We start from the raw sequence: 16,615 nt of genomic DNA, 5'->3' as shown, positions 1-16,615 counted from the left end.
GCCCATCCTTTACCCTGGAGGGAGTACTCGGTCCTCTGTGAAAGGTAGTGAGCGTCCACCCATGGGCGAGCCCCCCGGCCCGCGACACCGCGCGTCCCGCCGTTCCCCGTCCGATCATGGGACGGGGGTGACCCGATGACCGAAGTGCTGCTCCTTCTGGTGGCGATCCTGCTGTCGTTCGCCTGCGGCGCCTTCGTGGCCGCCGAGTTCTCGCTGACCACGGTCGAGCGCGGCGAGCTGGAGCGGGCCGTGCAGCGCGGCGAGCGCGGTGCCGCGGGCGCCCTGAAGGCCGTACGGAACCTGACGTTCCAGCTGTCCGGCGCCCAGCTCGGCATCACTGTCACCAATCTGGTCGTCGGTATGCTCGCCGAGCCCTCGATCGCCAAGATGCTCGCCGGGCCGTTCCGCGCCATGGGCCTGTCCGGCGGCGCGGCGCAATCGGCGGCCCTGGTGCTCGGCACCGCGCTGTCCACGGTCTTCCTGATGGTCGTCGGCGAGCTGGTGCCCAAGAACTGGGCGATCTCCTCGCCGCTGGCCGTCGCCAAGCGGGTGGGCACCCCGCAGCGCTGGTTCAGCGCCGCCTTCCGGCCCTTCATCGCCCAGCTGAACAACACGGCCAACCATGTCGTACGCAGGCTCGGTCTCGAACCCGCCGAGGAGCTGGCCTCCGCGCGCGGGCCGCAGGAGCTGGCCGCGCTCGCCCGGCACTCCGCCAAGCAGGGCGCCCTGGAGCCGGACACCGCCGAGCTGTTCGTCCGGACGCTGAACCTGGCCGACCTGACCGCGGAGAACGTGATGACCCCGCGTGTCCAGGTCATCGCCCTGGAGGAGCAGGCGACCTGCGAGGACGTGGCGAACGCGACCCGGGCGACCGGCCTGTCCCGCTTCCCGGTCTTCCGCGGCAACCTCGACACGGTCGTCGGCACCGTGCACATCAAGGACGTCCTCGCGGTGCCCGCCGAGCACCGCCGCCACCGCCGTATCTCGCATCTGATGCGGGAGCCGCTGCTGGTGCCCGAGTCCCTCACCGTCGACCGGCTCCTCGACCGGCTCTCCGGCCGCCGCACCATGGCCGTCGTCATAGACGAGTACGGCGGGACGGCGGGCGTGGCGACCCTTGAGGACATCGTCGAGGAGGTCGTCGGCGAGGTCCGCGACGAGCACGACCCGCACGAGACGCCCGACCTCGCCCCGGCCGGCGCGGACGAGAGCGGCCGGGCCCTGTACTCGGCCGACGGCGCCGCCCGCACCGACCAGCTCGCGCGCGTCGGGCTGCGGGTGCCCGACGGGCCGTACGAGACCCTGGCCGGTCTTGTCGCCACCGAGCTGGGCCGGATACCCGAGGTGGGCGACCGGGTCGAGCTCGCGGGCTGGCGCCTGGACGTGGTGGACGCCTCCGGGCGGCGCGCCGCCCGGGTACTGCTGCACGCGCCGCTGGACGACGAGCGCGGGGACAAGACGACGGAGGGGGCGCGATGATCGCCGTACAGCTGCTGATCGGTCTGGCCACCCTTGTGGTCAACGCGTTCTTCGTGGCCGGCGAGTTCGCGCTGATCTCGGTGCGCCGCTCGCAGATCGAGCCGCTCGCGCAGGAGGGCGACCGGCGGGCGAGGAGCGTGCTGTGGGGCCTGGAGCATGTCTCCGCGCTGCTGGCCGCCGCCCAGCTCGGCATCACGCTGTGCACCCTGGTCCTCGGTGTGGTCGCCGAACCGGCCATCGCGCATCTGCTGGAGCCGGTGTTCCACGCGGTGGGCGTGCCACTGGGCGTGGGCCATGTGGTGTCGTTCGTGATCGCGCTGACCCTGGCGACGTATCTGCACATGCTGCTGGGCGAGATGGTGCCCAAGAACATCTCGCTCGCGGAGCCGGTGCGGGCCGCGCTGCTGCTCGGGCCGCCGCTGGTCGCACTGTCCCGGGCACTGCGCCCGGTGATCTTCACGGTGAACGCGTTCGCCAACGCGCTGCTGAAGCTGCTCCGGGTCGAGGCCAAGGGCGAGGTCGCGGCGACCTTCACCGACGCGCAGCTCGCCGAGATCGTCAAGGACGCCAGCGAGGCGGGCCTGATCGACGACCGGGCGCAGGAGCGGCTGCACGACGCCCTGGAGCTGGGCAGCCGCCCGGTGCGGGACGTCGTGGTGCCGCTTGAGCGGGTGGTGTACGCGCAGGTGGGCGTGACCCCGGAGCAGCTGGAGCGCCTGTCGGCCGAGTCGGGCTTCTCCCGGTTCCCGGTGGTCGACCCGGGCCGCCGTATCGTCGGGTATCTGCACGTCAAGGACGCGCTGGACGCCCTGCCCCGGGATCTGCCGTTCGAGCTGCGCGACATGCGGCCCATCGCCCGGGTGAAGGCGGACACTCCGCTGGACGACGTGCTCACCGCGATGCGCGGCAGCCGCAACCACGTGGCGGCCGTCCTCGGCGACGACGGGCGCCTCGCCGGGCTCGTGACCATGGAGGACGTACTGCGGGAGCTGTTCGGACAGCCGGCCTGAGCGCGCCGGTCCCCCTACCGACCGACCGCTGGGTATGGAGCCGGGATACCATCGCTGTCGCCATGCAGACGAATCCCGCTTCTCCCCCGTACACCAGCCTGGTCGCGATCGGCGACTCCTTCACCGAGGGCATGTCGGACCTGCTGCCCGACGGCTCCTACCGGGGCTGGGCCGATGTGCTCGCCGCGCGGATGGCGGCGAGCGCCCCCGGCTTCCGGTACGCCAATCTCGCCGTGCGCGGCAAGCTGATCGGACAGATCGTCGACGAGCAGGTGGACGCGGCCGCCGCCATGAACGCCGATGTGGTGACCCTGGTCGGCGGGCTCAACGACACCCTGCGGCCCAAGTGCGACATGGGCAGGGTGCGCGGGCTGCTCACCGAGGCCGTGGAGCGGCTCGCCCCCTCCTGCGGGCGGCTGGTGCTGATGCGCAGCCCCGGCCGCCAGGGCCCGGTCCTCGAGCGGTTCCGGCCGCGGATGGAGGAGCTGTTCGCCACCGTGGACGAGCTGGCCGCCAAGCACGGCGCCCTCGTCGTCGACCTGTACGGCGCCCCCGCGCTCGCCGATCCCCGGCTGTGGGACGTGGACCGGCTGCATCTGACAGCCGACGGGCACCGCCGGGTGGCCGAGGCGGTCTGGCAGACGCTCGGCTACCCGCCCGAGGACACCGAGTGGCAGGTGCCGATGCCGGCCACCGCGCCTCCGGCCTGGCTCGACCGGCGGGTGGCGGACGTCCGCTTCGCCCGCCAGTACCTGCTGCCCTGGATAGGCAGGCGGCTGACCGGCCGCTCCTCCGGGGACGGCCGGCCGGCCAAGCGCCCGCAGCTGCTGCCGTACGAGACGCCCGAGGTCCGCGAGGCGTACGAGGGCCGGGCGTAACGGGGGCGGCGCGCTCTCGTAGCTTCCGACGAACGGGGGCGTGGCGCTGGCCTGCACAAAGCGCCAGTAGACTCTGGACACTGTTCTACGGCCAATCTCGTTTGTGCAGGTCAAGCGGTATTTACGGTGATCGACAGCGGCGACTGTCTCACAATTTCTCACACAGGGGCTTTTTGATCTCCGCCGTGGAAGCTGTCCCACGCGGTTGCCGCGACCCTCAAATCCTCGACGTCCGGGCGGACGTACTTGCGCTTGGTGAAGTTCGCGTTCGTGTGGCCAGCCCAGGCCGCAAGGATGTGGTCGGGCACCCCGGCGTTCGCGAGGTAGGTCAAGCAGGAGTGCCGGGCGTCGTACAGCCGTACCCGCCGCATCTCCAGTTCCCGCATCAGCCGGTACGCGTGCTCGCGCAGGTGCCGGGTGTTCCGCGGGATGCCGAGCTGGTCGACAACGACGTACGGCGAGTCCGTGTAGCCCTCGCCTGCGGCCAGCTTCTCGCGGGCCTGGAGCGCCTTGAACCTCTTCAGCGCGTCCAGCGCCTTTGACGGCAGCGGCAGCACGCGCTCGCCGGCCGCGGTCTTGGCGTCCTTCTCCAGCACCTTGACGTTGCCGATCATCGTGCGGGTGTTGGTCATCTCCAGGGTGGCCAGCTTCAGGTCGATGTCCGACCAGCGCAGGCCCACCACTTCAGCAGGCCGCAGGCCCATCAGGGACAGCAGCAGCGGGGCGTACAGGCGGTCCCGCTCGATGCCGCCGATGAACCGCTGGACCTCGGGCACGGTCCACGGGCGCGCCTTGGGCCGCTCGCGCTTGTCGGTCTTCTTGTCGGCGAGGCTGACGCGGACGTACTGCGCCGGGCTGGTCGCGATGAGCTTGCGGACCACGGCCCGGCCGAGAGCTTCCTTCAGCCGGGTGAGGATGCCGTCGGCAGTGGACACTGCGAGCCGAGTGCCGGCCTCGCCGCCCTTGCGGCGCCCGTTGGCGACGATGTCGTCAATGCAGTCCTTCACCTGGTCCTCGGTGAGTTCCTGCAAGCGGACGTGCCCGAGTCGGTCGGTGACGTGCACCAAGGCCATCCGGTACGTGCGGATGGTCGTCTCCTCGACGTCCCGCTGCTTGTACTCCAGCCACTGATCGATCCACTCCCCTAGCGTGATCTTGCTGGGGGCGATCAGGGCCCCGGCCGCGCGCTGGTGCATGATGCGGTCGCGCTCGTTCTTGACCTCGGTCTTCGTGTCCTTCGTGATGGTGATCTGGATCCGCTTGCCGTTCTCGTCGCGGCCGGCGTCGACCACCGTGCGGTAGCGGACGGCACCGCTCTTGAGCGTCACCTTCTTGATCTCAGCCACGTTCCCCCCTCAGAGGTTGATCTGTTCGCCGGCCTACGCGTCGCCCTGTGAGACGGGAACACGGAAGACCTCGATCCCTGCCGGCGTGCGCGCTACCCAGTCGTCGCCCTCCCTGGTCGTTTGGTACGTCACGTTGCCAACAGATGCCTGGCGCGCCGCTTGCTCAAGCCCCTGGTTGTACGTCTGACGGATGGGGTCGCGGTCCCAAGCGGGGCGCGAGTCGAGGCGATAGCGGAGCAGGTCGCCGTGTGCGTCGACGTCCGCCCTGGTGTGCGGCTTGTCGCCCTCCAAGCACTCCCACGCGTCTTGGGCGGAAAGAGTCACCTCGTCGGTGAGTTCGACGCGCTCGTTGGGGTCGGTGGCAGGCAGCAGGAGACGCAGGAAGCCGATACGCAGCGCGAGCGAAAGGGCGACCAGGTCGTCAATGTCGATGCGACGGTCGCCACGTTCGATCTTGCTGATGACGGTGGGCAGCATCGGGCGACCGACCTCGGTCATGCGCTGCGAGAGGTCTTTCTGCTGGTAGCCCCTCACCTTGCGCCAATGCGCGATGTTCTCAGCGACGCGCTTGGACGTCGGGCCCGACAGGACTGCGTTAGTAGCCATGATGGAGATTCTGTTCCATGAAGTGGACTTACCGCAAGCTACCGCGCTATGGTCTCCATGTCGGAGATTCCGATCCACACTTTGGAGAACCCGTGTCACGGAATCACGCCTGCGCTGGCCAAGACGAGTGGCTGACTCCTCGTGAAGTAGCCCGGATCACCAAGCTCAGTGTGCAGACGCTCGCGAACCACCGGTCGCAGAGAGCCGGTATCCCGTACACAAAGCTCGGCACCGGAAGGGCCGGACGGATCAGGTACCGCCGCAGCGACGTCGAGCGCTACTTGACCGCGCGGGCGGTCGCCTGATGGCCACGAAGAAGCCCGAGCAGCCGACGCTCGCCGACGTGAAGAATTGGCCGGCCACCGTCGAGGTGCCCCGGGCCGCGCTCGCCCTCGGTTGCAGTCGGAGCCAGCTGTACGAGCTCATCAGGCGCGGCGAAGCGCCGGTGGCGGTTCTCAGCTTCGGTGCTCGCCACCGAGTCGTGACGGCATCGCTCGTCCGGCTCCTCGAAGCCGCATGAAAGCGGCCCCCAGCAGGTGCGCCAACACCTCACGCCGGGGGCCCATCCGATCCACAACACGCCGAAGCCCCGGCTCACCTACCACAGCAGACCGGGGCTCCAACAGAACGGATGTGACCAGCATGGCACACAGCACCAGCGTTCCGCGCATCGACTTCCAGCCGACGCTCGCGGCCGTCCCCGCCCCGGCCAGCATGCACCCCGAGAACGCCGCCAAGCAGGGTCTCTCCTTCGGCGAGATGGTCGTGGCGATCCGGGCCGCGGTCGACCAAGCCATGCGGACGACTCTGCCCGGCCACTACTCGCCCGAGATTGCCGAGCGGATCGCCAACGAGATGATCACTCGCCTCGGCCAGCGGGACGACGAGCCCCAGACCTGCCCGATGTACCGGGACTGCAAGGACCGCGAGCCGGGCCACACCGACCACTACAACCACGGGCTGCGCGTGACCGGAGAGGACGGCAGCACGATCCTCGACGCCGGCATGGCCGCGCTGTCCGGCAGCGAGACGGCCGCAGCCATCTACATCAGGAACGAGGAGTTCCCCGACGCAGCCAGCGTGCACGCGAAGACCGCCGAACTCCGCGGGTTCCTGGACCAGGTCGACGCCATGGCCGATCGCGTCTTCGAGGACTCCCAGGCCCACTCGTGACCAGCGGCTCCGGCACTCTCGTCTCTCGCCCGGCCGCCGCCGGGCGGGGTCCGGGGCCGTGAGCCACCTGCGGTCCGCCACCGCCGCAGCAGCCTCCCCCGAATCCATTCAGGCCGGCGCCGCCACTGGCCTAGCACCGAAACGGACCACGTGATGAACCAATCGCCTGACCCATCGGGGGCCGGGTCACGTAACCCAGGCGGCAGTCAACACCGCGGTTCCCACCTGCGCCTGGTGCACAACGCCGGACGGCAGTCCGCGTCTGATGAACACCACTGGGCGCAGATGATCGCACGACGCTACGGCCTAACGATTGCCGAGGCCCGCACTGAGCTTCGGCGTCTCGCCTCTCGCGGGTGGCAGAGCTGGGAGTTCGAGGAGCGCTTCGCGCCCGAACGCAAGGACGACATCGCCTGATGGGATACGAGCTGTATCGCGAGGTCAAGGTATGGGCGCCGCCATCCCTGACCCACCGCGAGAAGTTGACGGCGATGGTCCTCGCAGACGATGCGAACGACAGGACGCGTCTCACGTACAGCAGCGTCGTCGACCCAGAGATCATGCGACAGGCCATGGTGCCAGACGACCGCTCCATGCGTCGGATCGTCGCCAAGCTGAAGGAGGAGAAGGTTCTTGAGCATGCCGGGGGTGGCCACAACGGGCGCACTGCGAAGTACCGGTTCCTCCACCTTGCGCCCGCAACATCCGGTGCAGAGATGCCGGGTGAAAATGACCCGGCTACCCCGGCTGTAGCCGGGTCAGAAGCACCCTCCTACGACTCGACGCCGGACGAGCGCGTGGGCGAAAAAGACCCTCCTACAGGTGGAGTAGCCGGGTCTTTTAGTGCCGGTAGGAGGGCCAAAAAGACCCGCCCTACCCCTTCACCCCCAACTACCTCTTCCTCGGCTGCTCCGACGGGCAAGCCCGCCAGCGCCGAGCCGAAGCCCAGAAAGCACCAGGTAGCCGACGACCTCGCTACCGCCTTCTGGGGGCACCACGGCAAAGGCCGCGCCCAGTCCTTCATCGCCATCCGGCAGATCATCCGGACCGCGATCAGCAACGGCGTACCCCGCGACGACCTCGCCCGTGCTCTGGACCAGGTCGCCCGCGAAGGACGATCCATCTCCGGAGCAACCCTAGACATAGCCCTCGGCAACCTTCGCCGAGGCGCCTACCAAAACCCCAGCGATCAAGACGTCTACGACGAGGACCTCATCTGATGGCCCAGCACTCGAAGCTCACTGTCGACTTCGCCGGCCTTGGCATCCCACCCGGCAACTACGCCCTCCCCGCTCCCGGCTCCTACGAGGACTACGACCGTCTCCTCAAGCACTTCAAGGGAGAGCTGGCCCTAGCCGACCTCGCTCCCGACGATGTCCGGTTCCTGCGCTCCCACTTCAGCGAGCAGGTCGCCGAGCACCAGCAAGTGGCCATGGACTACTTCACCGCAAGGGTTCCGCGCCGCTTCGCCACGGCCTACCCCGAGGAGCAGGCCAGCGAGTGGGCCCTAGGCTTCGCGGCCGACCGGCACGCGGTGAAATCGCTGCTGCTGATCGGTCCCACCGGTGTAGGCAAGACGCACTACGCGTGGTCGGTACTGCGCGCGGTCGCGGAGAGCGGCACCCAGCTCAGGTGGCAGATGCATACGGCCGTGGATCTCTACGCCAGCCTCCGCCCCCGTGACGGCGAGGACTCCCAAAGCACGTTCGAGCGGATCGCGGACGCCCATCTCTTGGTCCTCGACGACCTGGGCGCCTCCAAGTGGACAGAGTGGGTCGAGGAGATCACTTACCGACTGATCAACCACCGGTACGAGGAGTGCCTGCCGAGCATCTTCACCAGCAACCTGGCGCCAGCGAAGCTCCGTGACGCCTTGGGCGAGCGTGTCGCGTCCCGACTTACGGAGATGTGCGACCGGATCGTCCTCAAGGGCGACGACCGGCGGAAGGGCGGCGCCAAGTGAGCATCGACACGGAGATCGCCGCCGCCTTCGACCGCATCCCCCCGCAGGATCGAGACACTGAACGGTCCCTCCTCGGCGAGCTGATGTTGTCGAAGGACGCCATCGACGACGTGGCCGGCGAACTCAAAGCCCACGACTTCTACTACCCGGCCCACCAGGCGGTCTTCGCGGCGATCGTGGACCTGTACAGTCGCGGCGAACCCGCTGACCCGCTCACCGTTGGTGCCGAGCTGACGAAGCGCGGGGAACTGGACCGCGTTGGTGGCACCTCGTACATCTTCTCCTTGACGCAGGCCGCGATGACCGCGGCGAACGCCGAGTACCACGCTGAGATCGTCCGAGAGAAAGCCGTGCTGCGCCGTCTCGCCGAAGCCGGCGACAGCATCGCCGCGATGGGATACGCAGGCGAGGGCGGCGCCTCCGAGATTGTCGACCGCGCGCAAGCCGCGATCCTCAGTCTGACGGCGCAGCAGGCGGACGACACGCTCAAGGTTGTCGGCGACATCGGCGAGGAGTGGCTCGACGAACTTGAGCAGATCGGCCGGCGTAACGGCGAGATCACCGGAGTGCCGACTGGCTTCATCGACCTGGACTCGTTGACCAACGGGCTCCAGTCCGGCCAGCTGATCGTCATCGCCGGCCGCCCCGCCATGGGCAAGAGCACCCTTGCCCTGGACGTGGCCCGCCATGCCGCCATCAGGCACAAGATGCCGACCGCGTTCTTCTCGCTGGAGATGAGTAGCAAAGAACTGCTGAGCCGGATGTATTCCGCCGAGGCGCGCGTGGGCCTGCACCACATGCGGTCCGGCACGATGACCGACGAGGACTGGACCCGGCTCGCCCGCCGGATGCCGGACGTCTCGGCCGCGCCGCTCTACATCGACGACGGCGGCGAGCTGACGCTCATGAACGTCTGCATCAAGGCCCGTCGGCTGAAGCAGCGCAACGGACTACGGCTGGTCGTCGTGGACTACCTCCAGCTCATGCAGTCGGGTTCAGGGCGCCGCGGGGAGAACCGGCAGCAAGAGGTAGCCGACATGTCCCGCAGGCTGAAGCTACTCGCCAAGGAACTCGACGTACCGGTCATCGCACTGTCGCAGCTGAACCGAGGATCGGAGCAGCGATCGGACAAGAAGCCGGTGCTGTCGGATCTGCGGGAGTCCGGCGCGATCGAGCAGGACGCCGACATGGTGATCCTCGTCCACCGTGAGGATGCGTACGAGAAGGAGTCGCCGCGGTCGGGCGAGGCGGACCTGATCGTAGCGAAGCACCGCAACGGCCCCACGGCCACGATCACGGTTGCCTTCCAGGGCCATTACTCGCGGTTCGTCGACATGGCTCAGACGTGATGTCCGAGCTTCCGCGTCCGTCCGAGGTGCGCGCTACACCCAGCTGGCCGCCAACCGCGATCCCCGGCCGTCGACCGGCGGACGGTCGGCACGAAGGAGAACGGGCGATGAGTCCACGTCTCCCCGAAGCAGCACCCGAAGGCTGCCCGATACAGCTCCGCGCCCGGCCCGATGCACCCCGAGCACCGCCAGACGCTGGCGTGCTGGCCACCGCCCACAGGCGACGCGGTGTGGTGGTTAGGCGGTGCGATGGCTTGCCGCTATCGAGGGTGTTCATGTCCGGGTTTGTGAGTGTTCGGTTCGCGGTCGAGCGGGCCGGGTTCGGAAGGGGTTGGTGAGGGTGAACGGGTACGAGTTGACGGCGGTGGTTGTCGTCTCGCTGGCGCTGGTGGCCATTGCGCTGTTGTGGGCGGTGGTCCGGTTGGGGCAGCCGGCACGTGGGGCGGGTGAGGGGGTGGCTGCGGCTCAGGGTCGGGGTGCTGCGGGGCGTCCGGAGGTGCGCCGGGCTGCTGTCGAGGCGGCGCAGCGTACGTGGCGTGGGCGTGAGGGTGGCGCCTGATGCGCCGGGGGCGGAAGCTGTTGCGGCTGCTGGGCGGGGCTCGGTCGGTCCTCATGGATGCGGCGGGGCTTGGGCTGCTGGCGACGGCGGCGTTCACGTGGTCGGTGACGGCAGGGTTCATGGCTGCCGGTGTGGCGGTGCTCGGGCTGAACTGGCGGATATCGGAGGGCTCGGAGTGAGCGGGCTCGCGGCTGGCGCACCGCTGTTGGCGTTGGGCATCCCCGATTTCGTTTGGGAGGCGCGGGAGCGGCTTCGGTGCCGAGATGATCCCGACTCCTACTTCGCGGAGGGGGTTCGCCCCCGGCAGGCCAAGGTGCTGTGTGTGGGGTGTGCGTACTTGGACGAGTGCGCGGCTTATGCGCTGGCGCGGCCTGAGTTGCTCGGCGTGTGGGGCGGGACGACGGCGCGGGAGCGGCGGTCTCTGCGCCGACGGCCGGCGGATGGGCTGGCGGCGGCCTCGTAACGAGCGGGTGTGCTGGGCGTGACCAGCGATTTCGGGTGGACGTCTGTCCATTCGGTTACCAGTAGGGCGGATCAAGGAGTAACGGCCATGGCAGTGCAGATCACCGAGATGCAGGTCCGGCAGGCGGAGGCGCGTGCCGACGAGGCGGATCAGGCGAAGGACCAGGCGGCGCGACGGTTGGAGGCGGCGCCCTACAGCGATGTAGTAGCGCTGGAGCACAGCGAGGCCGCGCGGACGGCGGCCCAGCAGCGAGCGAACGCGCGGGAGATCCGGAAGGCGTTCGAGGAGCAGCAGGAAGAGGAGCGGCGGCGTGTGTCGCGCCCTGAGTTGGAGAAGGCGGCGGCTACTCAGATCCGCCAGGCGGGGCGGGACATGGCGGCTCGCCGGAAGGTGCTCGTTGAGGCGGCCGAGGCGGCACAGGCGGCGCTGGTGGCGTTGTTGGATGCGGGGACGGCGTACAACGAGGGCATTGCCGAGCATGTGGGCGTGCTGTCGGCGGCCGGCTTGGACTTCGGCGGCGGCGACAGCGGCGGTGAGCAGACTGTCCTCGGTGTGGACCGGTTGAAGGTGAAGGGGCAGGAGTTCGATCCGTTGGACGCTGGCGCGGTGGCGGTGTGGCTGCTGCGGCGCGTAATCACGGCGCGCCTGTCGCCTCACCACGCGCTGGGGTCGGCGTTCCAGTGGGTGGCCATGGAGCTGGAGCAGGGGCAGCCGGATCTGGTGCGGTCGGTGTCGTCGCCGCCGGCGAAGCAGTTCCCTGAACCGTTGCGGTGGCGGATGCCGCAGGTCGACTGAACGGAGTGAGGGGCGCCCGGTCTTCTCCGAGAAGGCCGGGCGCCTTCGCGCTGTCGTGTCTCTACATCAAACGCAGCCTCAACCCGCCCTTCACTTGTGCCCCTTCGTAGGATTGTCACAAAGGGAGGACAGTTATGGACAGTGCTGGACTTGAGGGTCTGTCGCCGCGAATGCGGGCGGCGGTGCTGCTGGCGATGGGGCGGCCGACGGAGGAGATCGGGCCGTTGGTCGGGGTGTCGGGCCGGACGGTGCGGCGGTGGCGTGACCGGCCCGACGTGAGCGCCGATGTGTGCCGAGTGCGAACGAAGCTGCTGGACGGCGCTGTCGCGGCCGTTCGGGCGGGGGGCGTCCGGTGAGTCGCCGGAAGTGCCGTCCGGCCCGCCAGCGGCGCGCTGGCTGGCGTCACGTGGCGACGCGTGGCATGGGCGCCGGGGTGAAGGTGCTGGTGGTCTCCGACTACACGGCGGGCGATTCGTCGTGGCTCGACGGCTTGGCCGGCCAGTTGAGCGGGGACCTGCCGCGGTGCAGGCACCTGACGCATCGGCCGGGCGTGGGCTTCGTGCGAGCCGCTGAAGGCTATGGCCGGTGCCAGGACTGCCACATGGAGTGCGTGGCCTCCGAGACGTTGCAGAGTCTGCTCGGTGGGTTCAGTGGCGCGGAGTGCGGGCGCTGCGAGGCTGCGGTGGATCCGGGGCTCTTGCGGCCGGTCGCGGCCGAACTCGGGACATGGGTGATCGTCTCGGCCTTGTGCCCTGCGTGCGCGGCGATGCTGCTGCACGAAGGGCAGCGTGCGGCGGCAGGCGGGGGCGAGGTGAGTCATGTCCGCGAATGTCGTTGAAATCCTTGTCACCGCGAAGGATCTCGCATCGCCCACCATGGCACGCGTGAATGCGCAGGTGGAGAGGTCAAGCAAGGCGATGGCCGTCTTCCACAAGACGGCGATGCTCGGCGCCGCCGGGCTGGTGGCGATCGGCGCTGAGAGCGTGAAGATGGCGTCGAAGTTCGACGCGTCGATGGCGCAGTTGCACACGCAGGCCGGCGTGTCAAAGGACAAGATTGCAGGGCTGAAGCAGGGCGTTCTCGACCTCGCGGGGAAGGTCGGACAGGACCCCGACAGCTTGGCCGAGTCGCTGTACCACGTGGAAAGCAACTTCGAGTCGATGGGCATCTCGTCGTCCAAGGCGCTGAAGTTGACCGAGACCGCGGCGAAGGGCGCCACGGTCGGTCACGCCGACCTGGTAGACGTCACCAACGCCCTCACCGCGGCAGTCGCCTCCGGTATCCCGGGTGTCCAGAACATGGACAAGGCGATGGGTGTCCTCAACGCGACCGTCGGTGTCGGCGACATGAAGATGCAAGACCTCGCCAACGCGTTCGGCAGTGGCATGGTCGCCACCGTCAAGGGCTTCGGCCTGTCCATCACCGACGTCGGCGCCGCCCTCGCCGTGTTCGGTGACAACAACATCCGCGGCAGCTTGGCGGGCAACCAGCTCCGCATGTCGGTGATGGCCCTTGCCCACCCGGTGGCCACCGCAGGCGACGCGCTCACACGGCTGGGTCTCCAGCAGGACACCCTGTCGAAGGACATGCAGAAGGGTGGTCTGAAGCTCGCCCTGGAGGATCTCGTCGGCCACATGAAGAAGGCCGGGATCTCCTCCAAGGAGCAGGGCGACATCATCACCCAGGCGTTCGGCCGGAAGGCCGGCGCGGGGCTCAACGTGCTGGTCTCCCAGATGGACCGTCTGGAGTCGAAGTATCCGGCGTTGGCCGAGGGCGCCAACAAGTTCGGGGATGCCTGGGCTGGGACGACGAAAACGTTCGCGTTCCAGATGAAGGCGCTGCAAGCGTCCTTCGACGCCCTGATGATCACGCTGGGGAACAAGCTCATCCCACCGCTGCAATCCTTCGTCAGCCTCATGCTCGCCCACAAGTCGGCCACCGTCGGCGTCGTCGCCGCGCTCGGCGGGCTCCTCGCCGCCACGGTCGCTGTGTCGGCTGCGATGAAGGCTGCGGCTGCGGCCCAGCTGCTGTGGGCGGCTGGTGCGAAGGGCGTTGCTGCGCTGACGACCGTCTTCGAAGCGGTCGCGCTCAAGGCGATGTACATGAAGGAGGCGTTTGTCGCGGCTGGCGGTGGCGTCGCTGGGCTGAAGGCGGCGTTCGCCGAGCTGAGCATGCTCGGTAAGGCCACGGTGATCACGGCTGGGCTCGCTGCTGTGGTCGCGGGCGTGATGATGCTCTCGCAGGTGGGGAAGAGGACGCCGCCGGACGTGGATCGGATGACGACCGCGATCGGCAAGCTCGGGTCGACGGGGCAGGTGACCGGCGAGGCGTTGCGGATCTTCGGCAAGGGCATGGGCGACCTGGCCTATGACGTCGATCGTTTGGCCGGTAAGTCGCAGGGCATGGACGCGTTCAACGACGCCATGAACTGGTTCTTCACCGCTGGTACTCATAAGTCGAACAGCTTCAACATGGCGAAGGAGGACATAGACGCCCTCGACAAGAGCTTGGCGAGTCTGGTCAGTGGCGGCAAGGCGCAGCTTGCGGCGGCGGCTCTGTCGAAGATCGAGGACGCCTATGCGAAGAAGGGCGGCGACCCGAAGAAGCTCGTCGGGGAGCTGGACGACTACAAGGCCGCGTTGGCGTCGTCGTCGCTTCAGCAGGAGCTGACCGCCAAGTCGATGGGGCTGTTCGGTAACGCGGCGGTGGCGACGCAGAAGGCGCTCGACTCCGAGAACCAGTCCGCGCAGGGCCTGGAGCAGTCCATCATGGCGCTCAATCAGGTGCACCGTGGCGCTTTCGACGCGGAGACCGCGTTCTACCAGGCCGTGTCCGACGCGTCGAAGGCCGTGAAGGAGAACGGCAAGACGCTCAGTGTCACCTCCGACGCGGGCCGCAAGAACCGCGCGGTCTTGTCCGACCTGGCCGCGAAGACCGAGGACTATGTCGACAAGCTGGCGAAGCAGCATTTCGCCGCGGACCAGGTCGACAAGGTGTACCAGAAGGGCCGCAAGAACCTCATCGACACCGCGATGGCGATGGGTGATACCCGCCAGGCTGCGGAGAAGCTGGCGGACACGCTCCTGAAGGCTCCCGAGGCGCAGAAGCTGAAGCTCCAGGTCGATGACAAGCAGGCCACCGCCGACCTGAACGCCTTCAACGCAGCGGTGAAGAAGTCGCCGGGCGCGAAGTCGGTGACGCTGACCACGCTGTCCAAGACCGCCGAGCAGGTGCTGGAAGCGTTCGGGTACAAGGTCCAGCATTTGAAGGGCGGGAGCGTCAAGGTCACGGCCGCGACCGGTGGTGCTCTGTCCGGGATCCGCAGCGTCGCCGGGGCGATCGCGTCCCTGCACGACAAGTCGGTGACGCTCACCACCAAGCACGTCAGCATGTTCTATTCCAGCGGCTCCGCGGACTCCGGTGGCATACCGGTAGCGCACCGCAACTACGCGGCAGGCGGCCAGATCCGCAGCTACGCGGACGGCGGTGACGTCCAGCACATCCCCGACGGTGGTTACATCCAGGGCCCGGGAAGCGGCACGTCGGACAGCATCCTCGCCCTCATGGGCTCCGGTGCGGTGGCTCGCGTCTCCAACACGGAGTACGTGATCAAGGCTGCGGCCGTGCAGAAGTACGGCACGCACATGCTCGACGCCATCAACGAAGGCAGGTTGCCGGTCGCCGGATTCGCGAAGGGCGGCAAGGTCAAGCTGACCGAGGCGCAGAAGCAAGCGATCCAGGCGCAGAAGGATGCTCGGAAGGAGCTGTCTGGCGAGCTCGGCATTAGCACCTTCGGCCGGATGGCGGGCTACCAGCGGACCCCACTTGACCGCGGGCTCGCCACGCCGTCCGATCTGAACGCGCTGGTGTCGTCGCTGAACGACGCCGCGAGCAAGATCAAGGCGGCCTTCAGCGGCAAGACCGAGACCAGCCTGCTCAAGCACCTCTCCAGCGTCGGCCGCGCCCTCATCAATCACGAGCGCGCACTGGCCAAGGTCACCGCGTCGCTGGGGACAGCGAAAGACAAACTCAACTCGCTGAAGGACAGCGCCTCCCAGCTGTCCGACTCGGTGAAGTCCAGCCTGATCAGCTCGGCGAACGTCACCAAGAGCGCCTCGGGCGCCGACGGCGGCACCGTGACCCTCGGCACGATCCGCACCGCGATGTCCGTGTCCCGAGACAAGGTCGTGGCCTTCGCCAACGCGCTCAAGCAGCTGAAGGCGAAGGGCTACTCGAAGACGATCATTCAGCAGGTCGCCGAGGCCGGCATCGACGGTGGCGGCCTGGAGACAGCGGGCGCGCTGCTGGAGGCATCGGCGTCCGAAGTGTCCTCGATCAACTCGACGCAGTCGCAGATCGAGAACGCCGCCGGGTCCGCGGGAAAGACCACCGCGTCCAGCGTGTATGACGCAGCGATCAAGGCGCAGACGCAGATCGTCAAGACGCTCACCGCGGAGCAGTCGAAGCTCCAGAAGTCCATGGACAAGCTGGCGGCGTCCATGGAGAAGCTCATCTCCAAGGCGCTCAAGGGCAAAGCCGTCGGCGGCATCGTCGGCGCCGCGGCCAACGGAGGGCTCCGCTCCAACCTCACCTGGGTGGGCGAGCAGGGCCCCGAGCTCCTCGACCTCCCCGCCGGATCCCGGGTGTGGTCCCAGCCGGACTCCCAGCGCATGGTGCAGACCCCGTGGGCGTCGATGCTCAACACCCCCCACCGCGCGGCAGCCGCCCCGGCGGTCGCCCCCGCCAGTTCGGAGCCGCAACGGATCGTCTTGGAGATCCGGGCTGGCGACAGCGGCCGGTACACGGAGTTCCTGGTCAGCGAGCTGCGCAAGGCGGTCAAGAACCGCGGGTCCATCGAAGCCACGTTCGCGCCGCCCCGCGGCCGGTAGAGCTCGGAAGGCCCCTGCACCGGTTCTATGGCCGTTGCAGGGGCCTTGCCGTGCCAGGCATTACCCGCTGCGGTCACCCAGTTCGCGACAAGGTGATGAACCCGT

At 68.4% G+C, this 16,615-nt stretch carries 16 protein-coding genes; 14 read left to right on the top strand and 2 right to left on the bottom strand.

The window, feature by feature from the left end:
- Nucleotides 1-135: 135 nt before the first annotated feature.
- From HEP81_RS32630 to HEP81_RS32620, 3 genes are all read left to right on the top strand, one after another.
- Nucleotides 136-1,479 (top strand): hemolysin family protein, encoded by a 1,344-nt coding sequence (locus tag HEP81_RS32630; RefSeq protein WP_037658801.1) that lies wholly within the window; start codon nt 136-138, stop codon nt 1,477-1,479.
- On the top strand, nt 1,476-2,489 hold the full coding sequence (locus HEP81_RS32625; protein WP_037658799.1) for a hemolysin family protein: 1,014 nt from the start codon (nt 1,476-1,478) through the stop codon (nt 2,487-2,489). The genes HEP81_RS32630 and HEP81_RS32625 overlap by 4 nt, the downstream gene beginning before the upstream one ends.
- A gap of 62 nt (nt 2,490-2,551) precedes the next feature.
- Nucleotides 2,552-3,367, top strand: a complete 816-nt coding sequence (locus HEP81_RS32620; protein ID WP_037658797.1) for an SGNH/GDSL hydrolase family protein — start codon at nt 2,552-2,554, stop codon at nt 3,365-3,367.
- 158 nt (nt 3,368-3,525) lie between these two features.
- Here HEP81_RS32620 and HEP81_RS32615 read toward each other — a convergent pair whose 3' ends face one another.
- A complete protein-coding gene (locus HEP81_RS32615; RefSeq protein WP_037658795.1) occupies nt 3,526-4,713 on the bottom strand; it encodes a site-specific integrase in 1,188 nt (395 codons plus the stop codon).
- Nucleotides 4,714-4,746: 33 nt separating this feature from the next.
- Nucleotides 4,747-5,319, bottom strand: a complete 573-nt coding sequence (locus HEP81_RS32610) for a helix-turn-helix domain-containing protein (protein ID WP_051850352.1) — start codon at nt 5,317-5,319, stop codon at nt 4,747-4,749.
- A gap of 17 nt (nt 5,320-5,336) precedes the next feature.
- On the opposite strand from HEP81_RS32610, the gene HEP81_RS32605 reads away from it, so the two are divergent.
- The 11 genes from HEP81_RS32605 (at nt 5,337) to HEP81_RS32560 (ending at nt 16,510) form a co-directional block, all read left to right on the top strand.
- Nucleotides 5,337-5,624: a helix-turn-helix domain-containing protein gene (locus HEP81_RS32605; protein WP_078967518.1), complete on the top strand. Its 288-nt coding sequence runs from the start codon at nt 5,337-5,339 to the stop codon at nt 5,622-5,624.
- Nucleotides 5,624-5,839 (top strand): MerR family transcriptional regulator, encoded by a 216-nt coding sequence (locus HEP81_RS32600; protein ID WP_037658794.1) that lies wholly within the window; start codon nt 5,624-5,626, stop codon nt 5,837-5,839. The genes HEP81_RS32605 and HEP81_RS32600 overlap by 1 nt, the downstream gene beginning before the upstream one ends.
- Nucleotides 5,840-5,961: 122 nt before the next feature.
- Nucleotides 5,962-6,492, top strand: coding sequence for a hypothetical protein (locus HEP81_RS32595; RefSeq protein ID WP_037658793.1), 531 nt, complete (start codon nt 5,962-5,964; stop codon nt 6,490-6,492).
- 416 nt (nt 6,493-6,908) lie between these two features.
- Nucleotides 6,909-7,712 (top strand): hypothetical protein, encoded by an 804-nt coding sequence (locus tag HEP81_RS32590; protein WP_037658791.1) that lies wholly within the window; start codon nt 6,909-6,911, stop codon nt 7,710-7,712.
- Nucleotides 7,712-8,455: an ATP-binding protein gene (locus HEP81_RS32585; protein WP_051850350.1), complete on the top strand. Its 744-nt coding sequence runs from the start codon at nt 7,712-7,714 to the stop codon at nt 8,453-8,455. Before HEP81_RS32590 ends, HEP81_RS32585 begins: the two co-directional genes overlap by 1 nt.
- Complete coding sequence (gene dnaB, locus HEP81_RS32580) at nt 8,401-9,804, top strand: replicative DNA helicase (protein ID WP_037658789.1); 1,404 nt, start codon at nt 8,401-8,403, stop codon at nt 9,802-9,804. The genes HEP81_RS32585 and dnaB overlap by 55 nt, the downstream gene beginning before the upstream one ends.
- Before the next feature lie 437 nt (nt 9,805-10,241).
- Complete coding sequence (locus tag HEP81_RS42745) at nt 10,242-10,826, top strand: WhiB family transcriptional regulator (protein WP_387907612.1); 585 nt, start codon at nt 10,242-10,244, stop codon at nt 10,824-10,826.
- An 87-nt stretch (nt 10,827-10,913) separates the two neighbouring features.
- Nucleotides 10,914-11,621, top strand: a complete 708-nt coding sequence (locus HEP81_RS32570) for a hypothetical protein (RefSeq protein WP_037658784.1) — start codon at nt 10,914-10,916, stop codon at nt 11,619-11,621.
- A 134-nt stretch (nt 11,622-11,755) separates the two neighbouring features.
- The gene (locus HEP81_RS42410; RefSeq protein WP_037658782.1) at nt 11,756-11,977 is read left to right on the top strand and encodes a helix-turn-helix domain-containing protein; all 222 of its coding nucleotides are present in this window, start codon (nt 11,756-11,758) and stop codon (nt 11,975-11,977) included.
- A 77-nt stretch (nt 11,978-12,054) separates the two neighbouring features.
- Complete coding sequence (locus tag HEP81_RS32565; RefSeq protein ID WP_157854501.1) at nt 12,055-12,459, top strand: hypothetical protein; 405 nt, start codon at nt 12,055-12,057, stop codon at nt 12,457-12,459.
- Nucleotides 12,440-16,510, top strand: a complete 4,071-nt coding sequence (locus HEP81_RS32560) for a phage tail tape measure protein (RefSeq protein WP_078967517.1) — start codon at nt 12,440-12,442, stop codon at nt 16,508-16,510. Before HEP81_RS32565 ends, HEP81_RS32560 begins: the two co-directional genes overlap by 20 nt.
- Nucleotides 16,511-16,615 lie beyond the last annotated feature (105 nt).

It is taken from the genome of Streptomyces griseofuscus (assembly GCF_014673495.1).
GTDB classification, from domain to species: Bacteria; Actinomycetota; Actinomycetes; order Streptomycetales; family Streptomycetaceae; genus Streptomyces; species Streptomyces murinus.
This window is presented reverse-complemented; position numbering and strand designations above follow the sequence as displayed.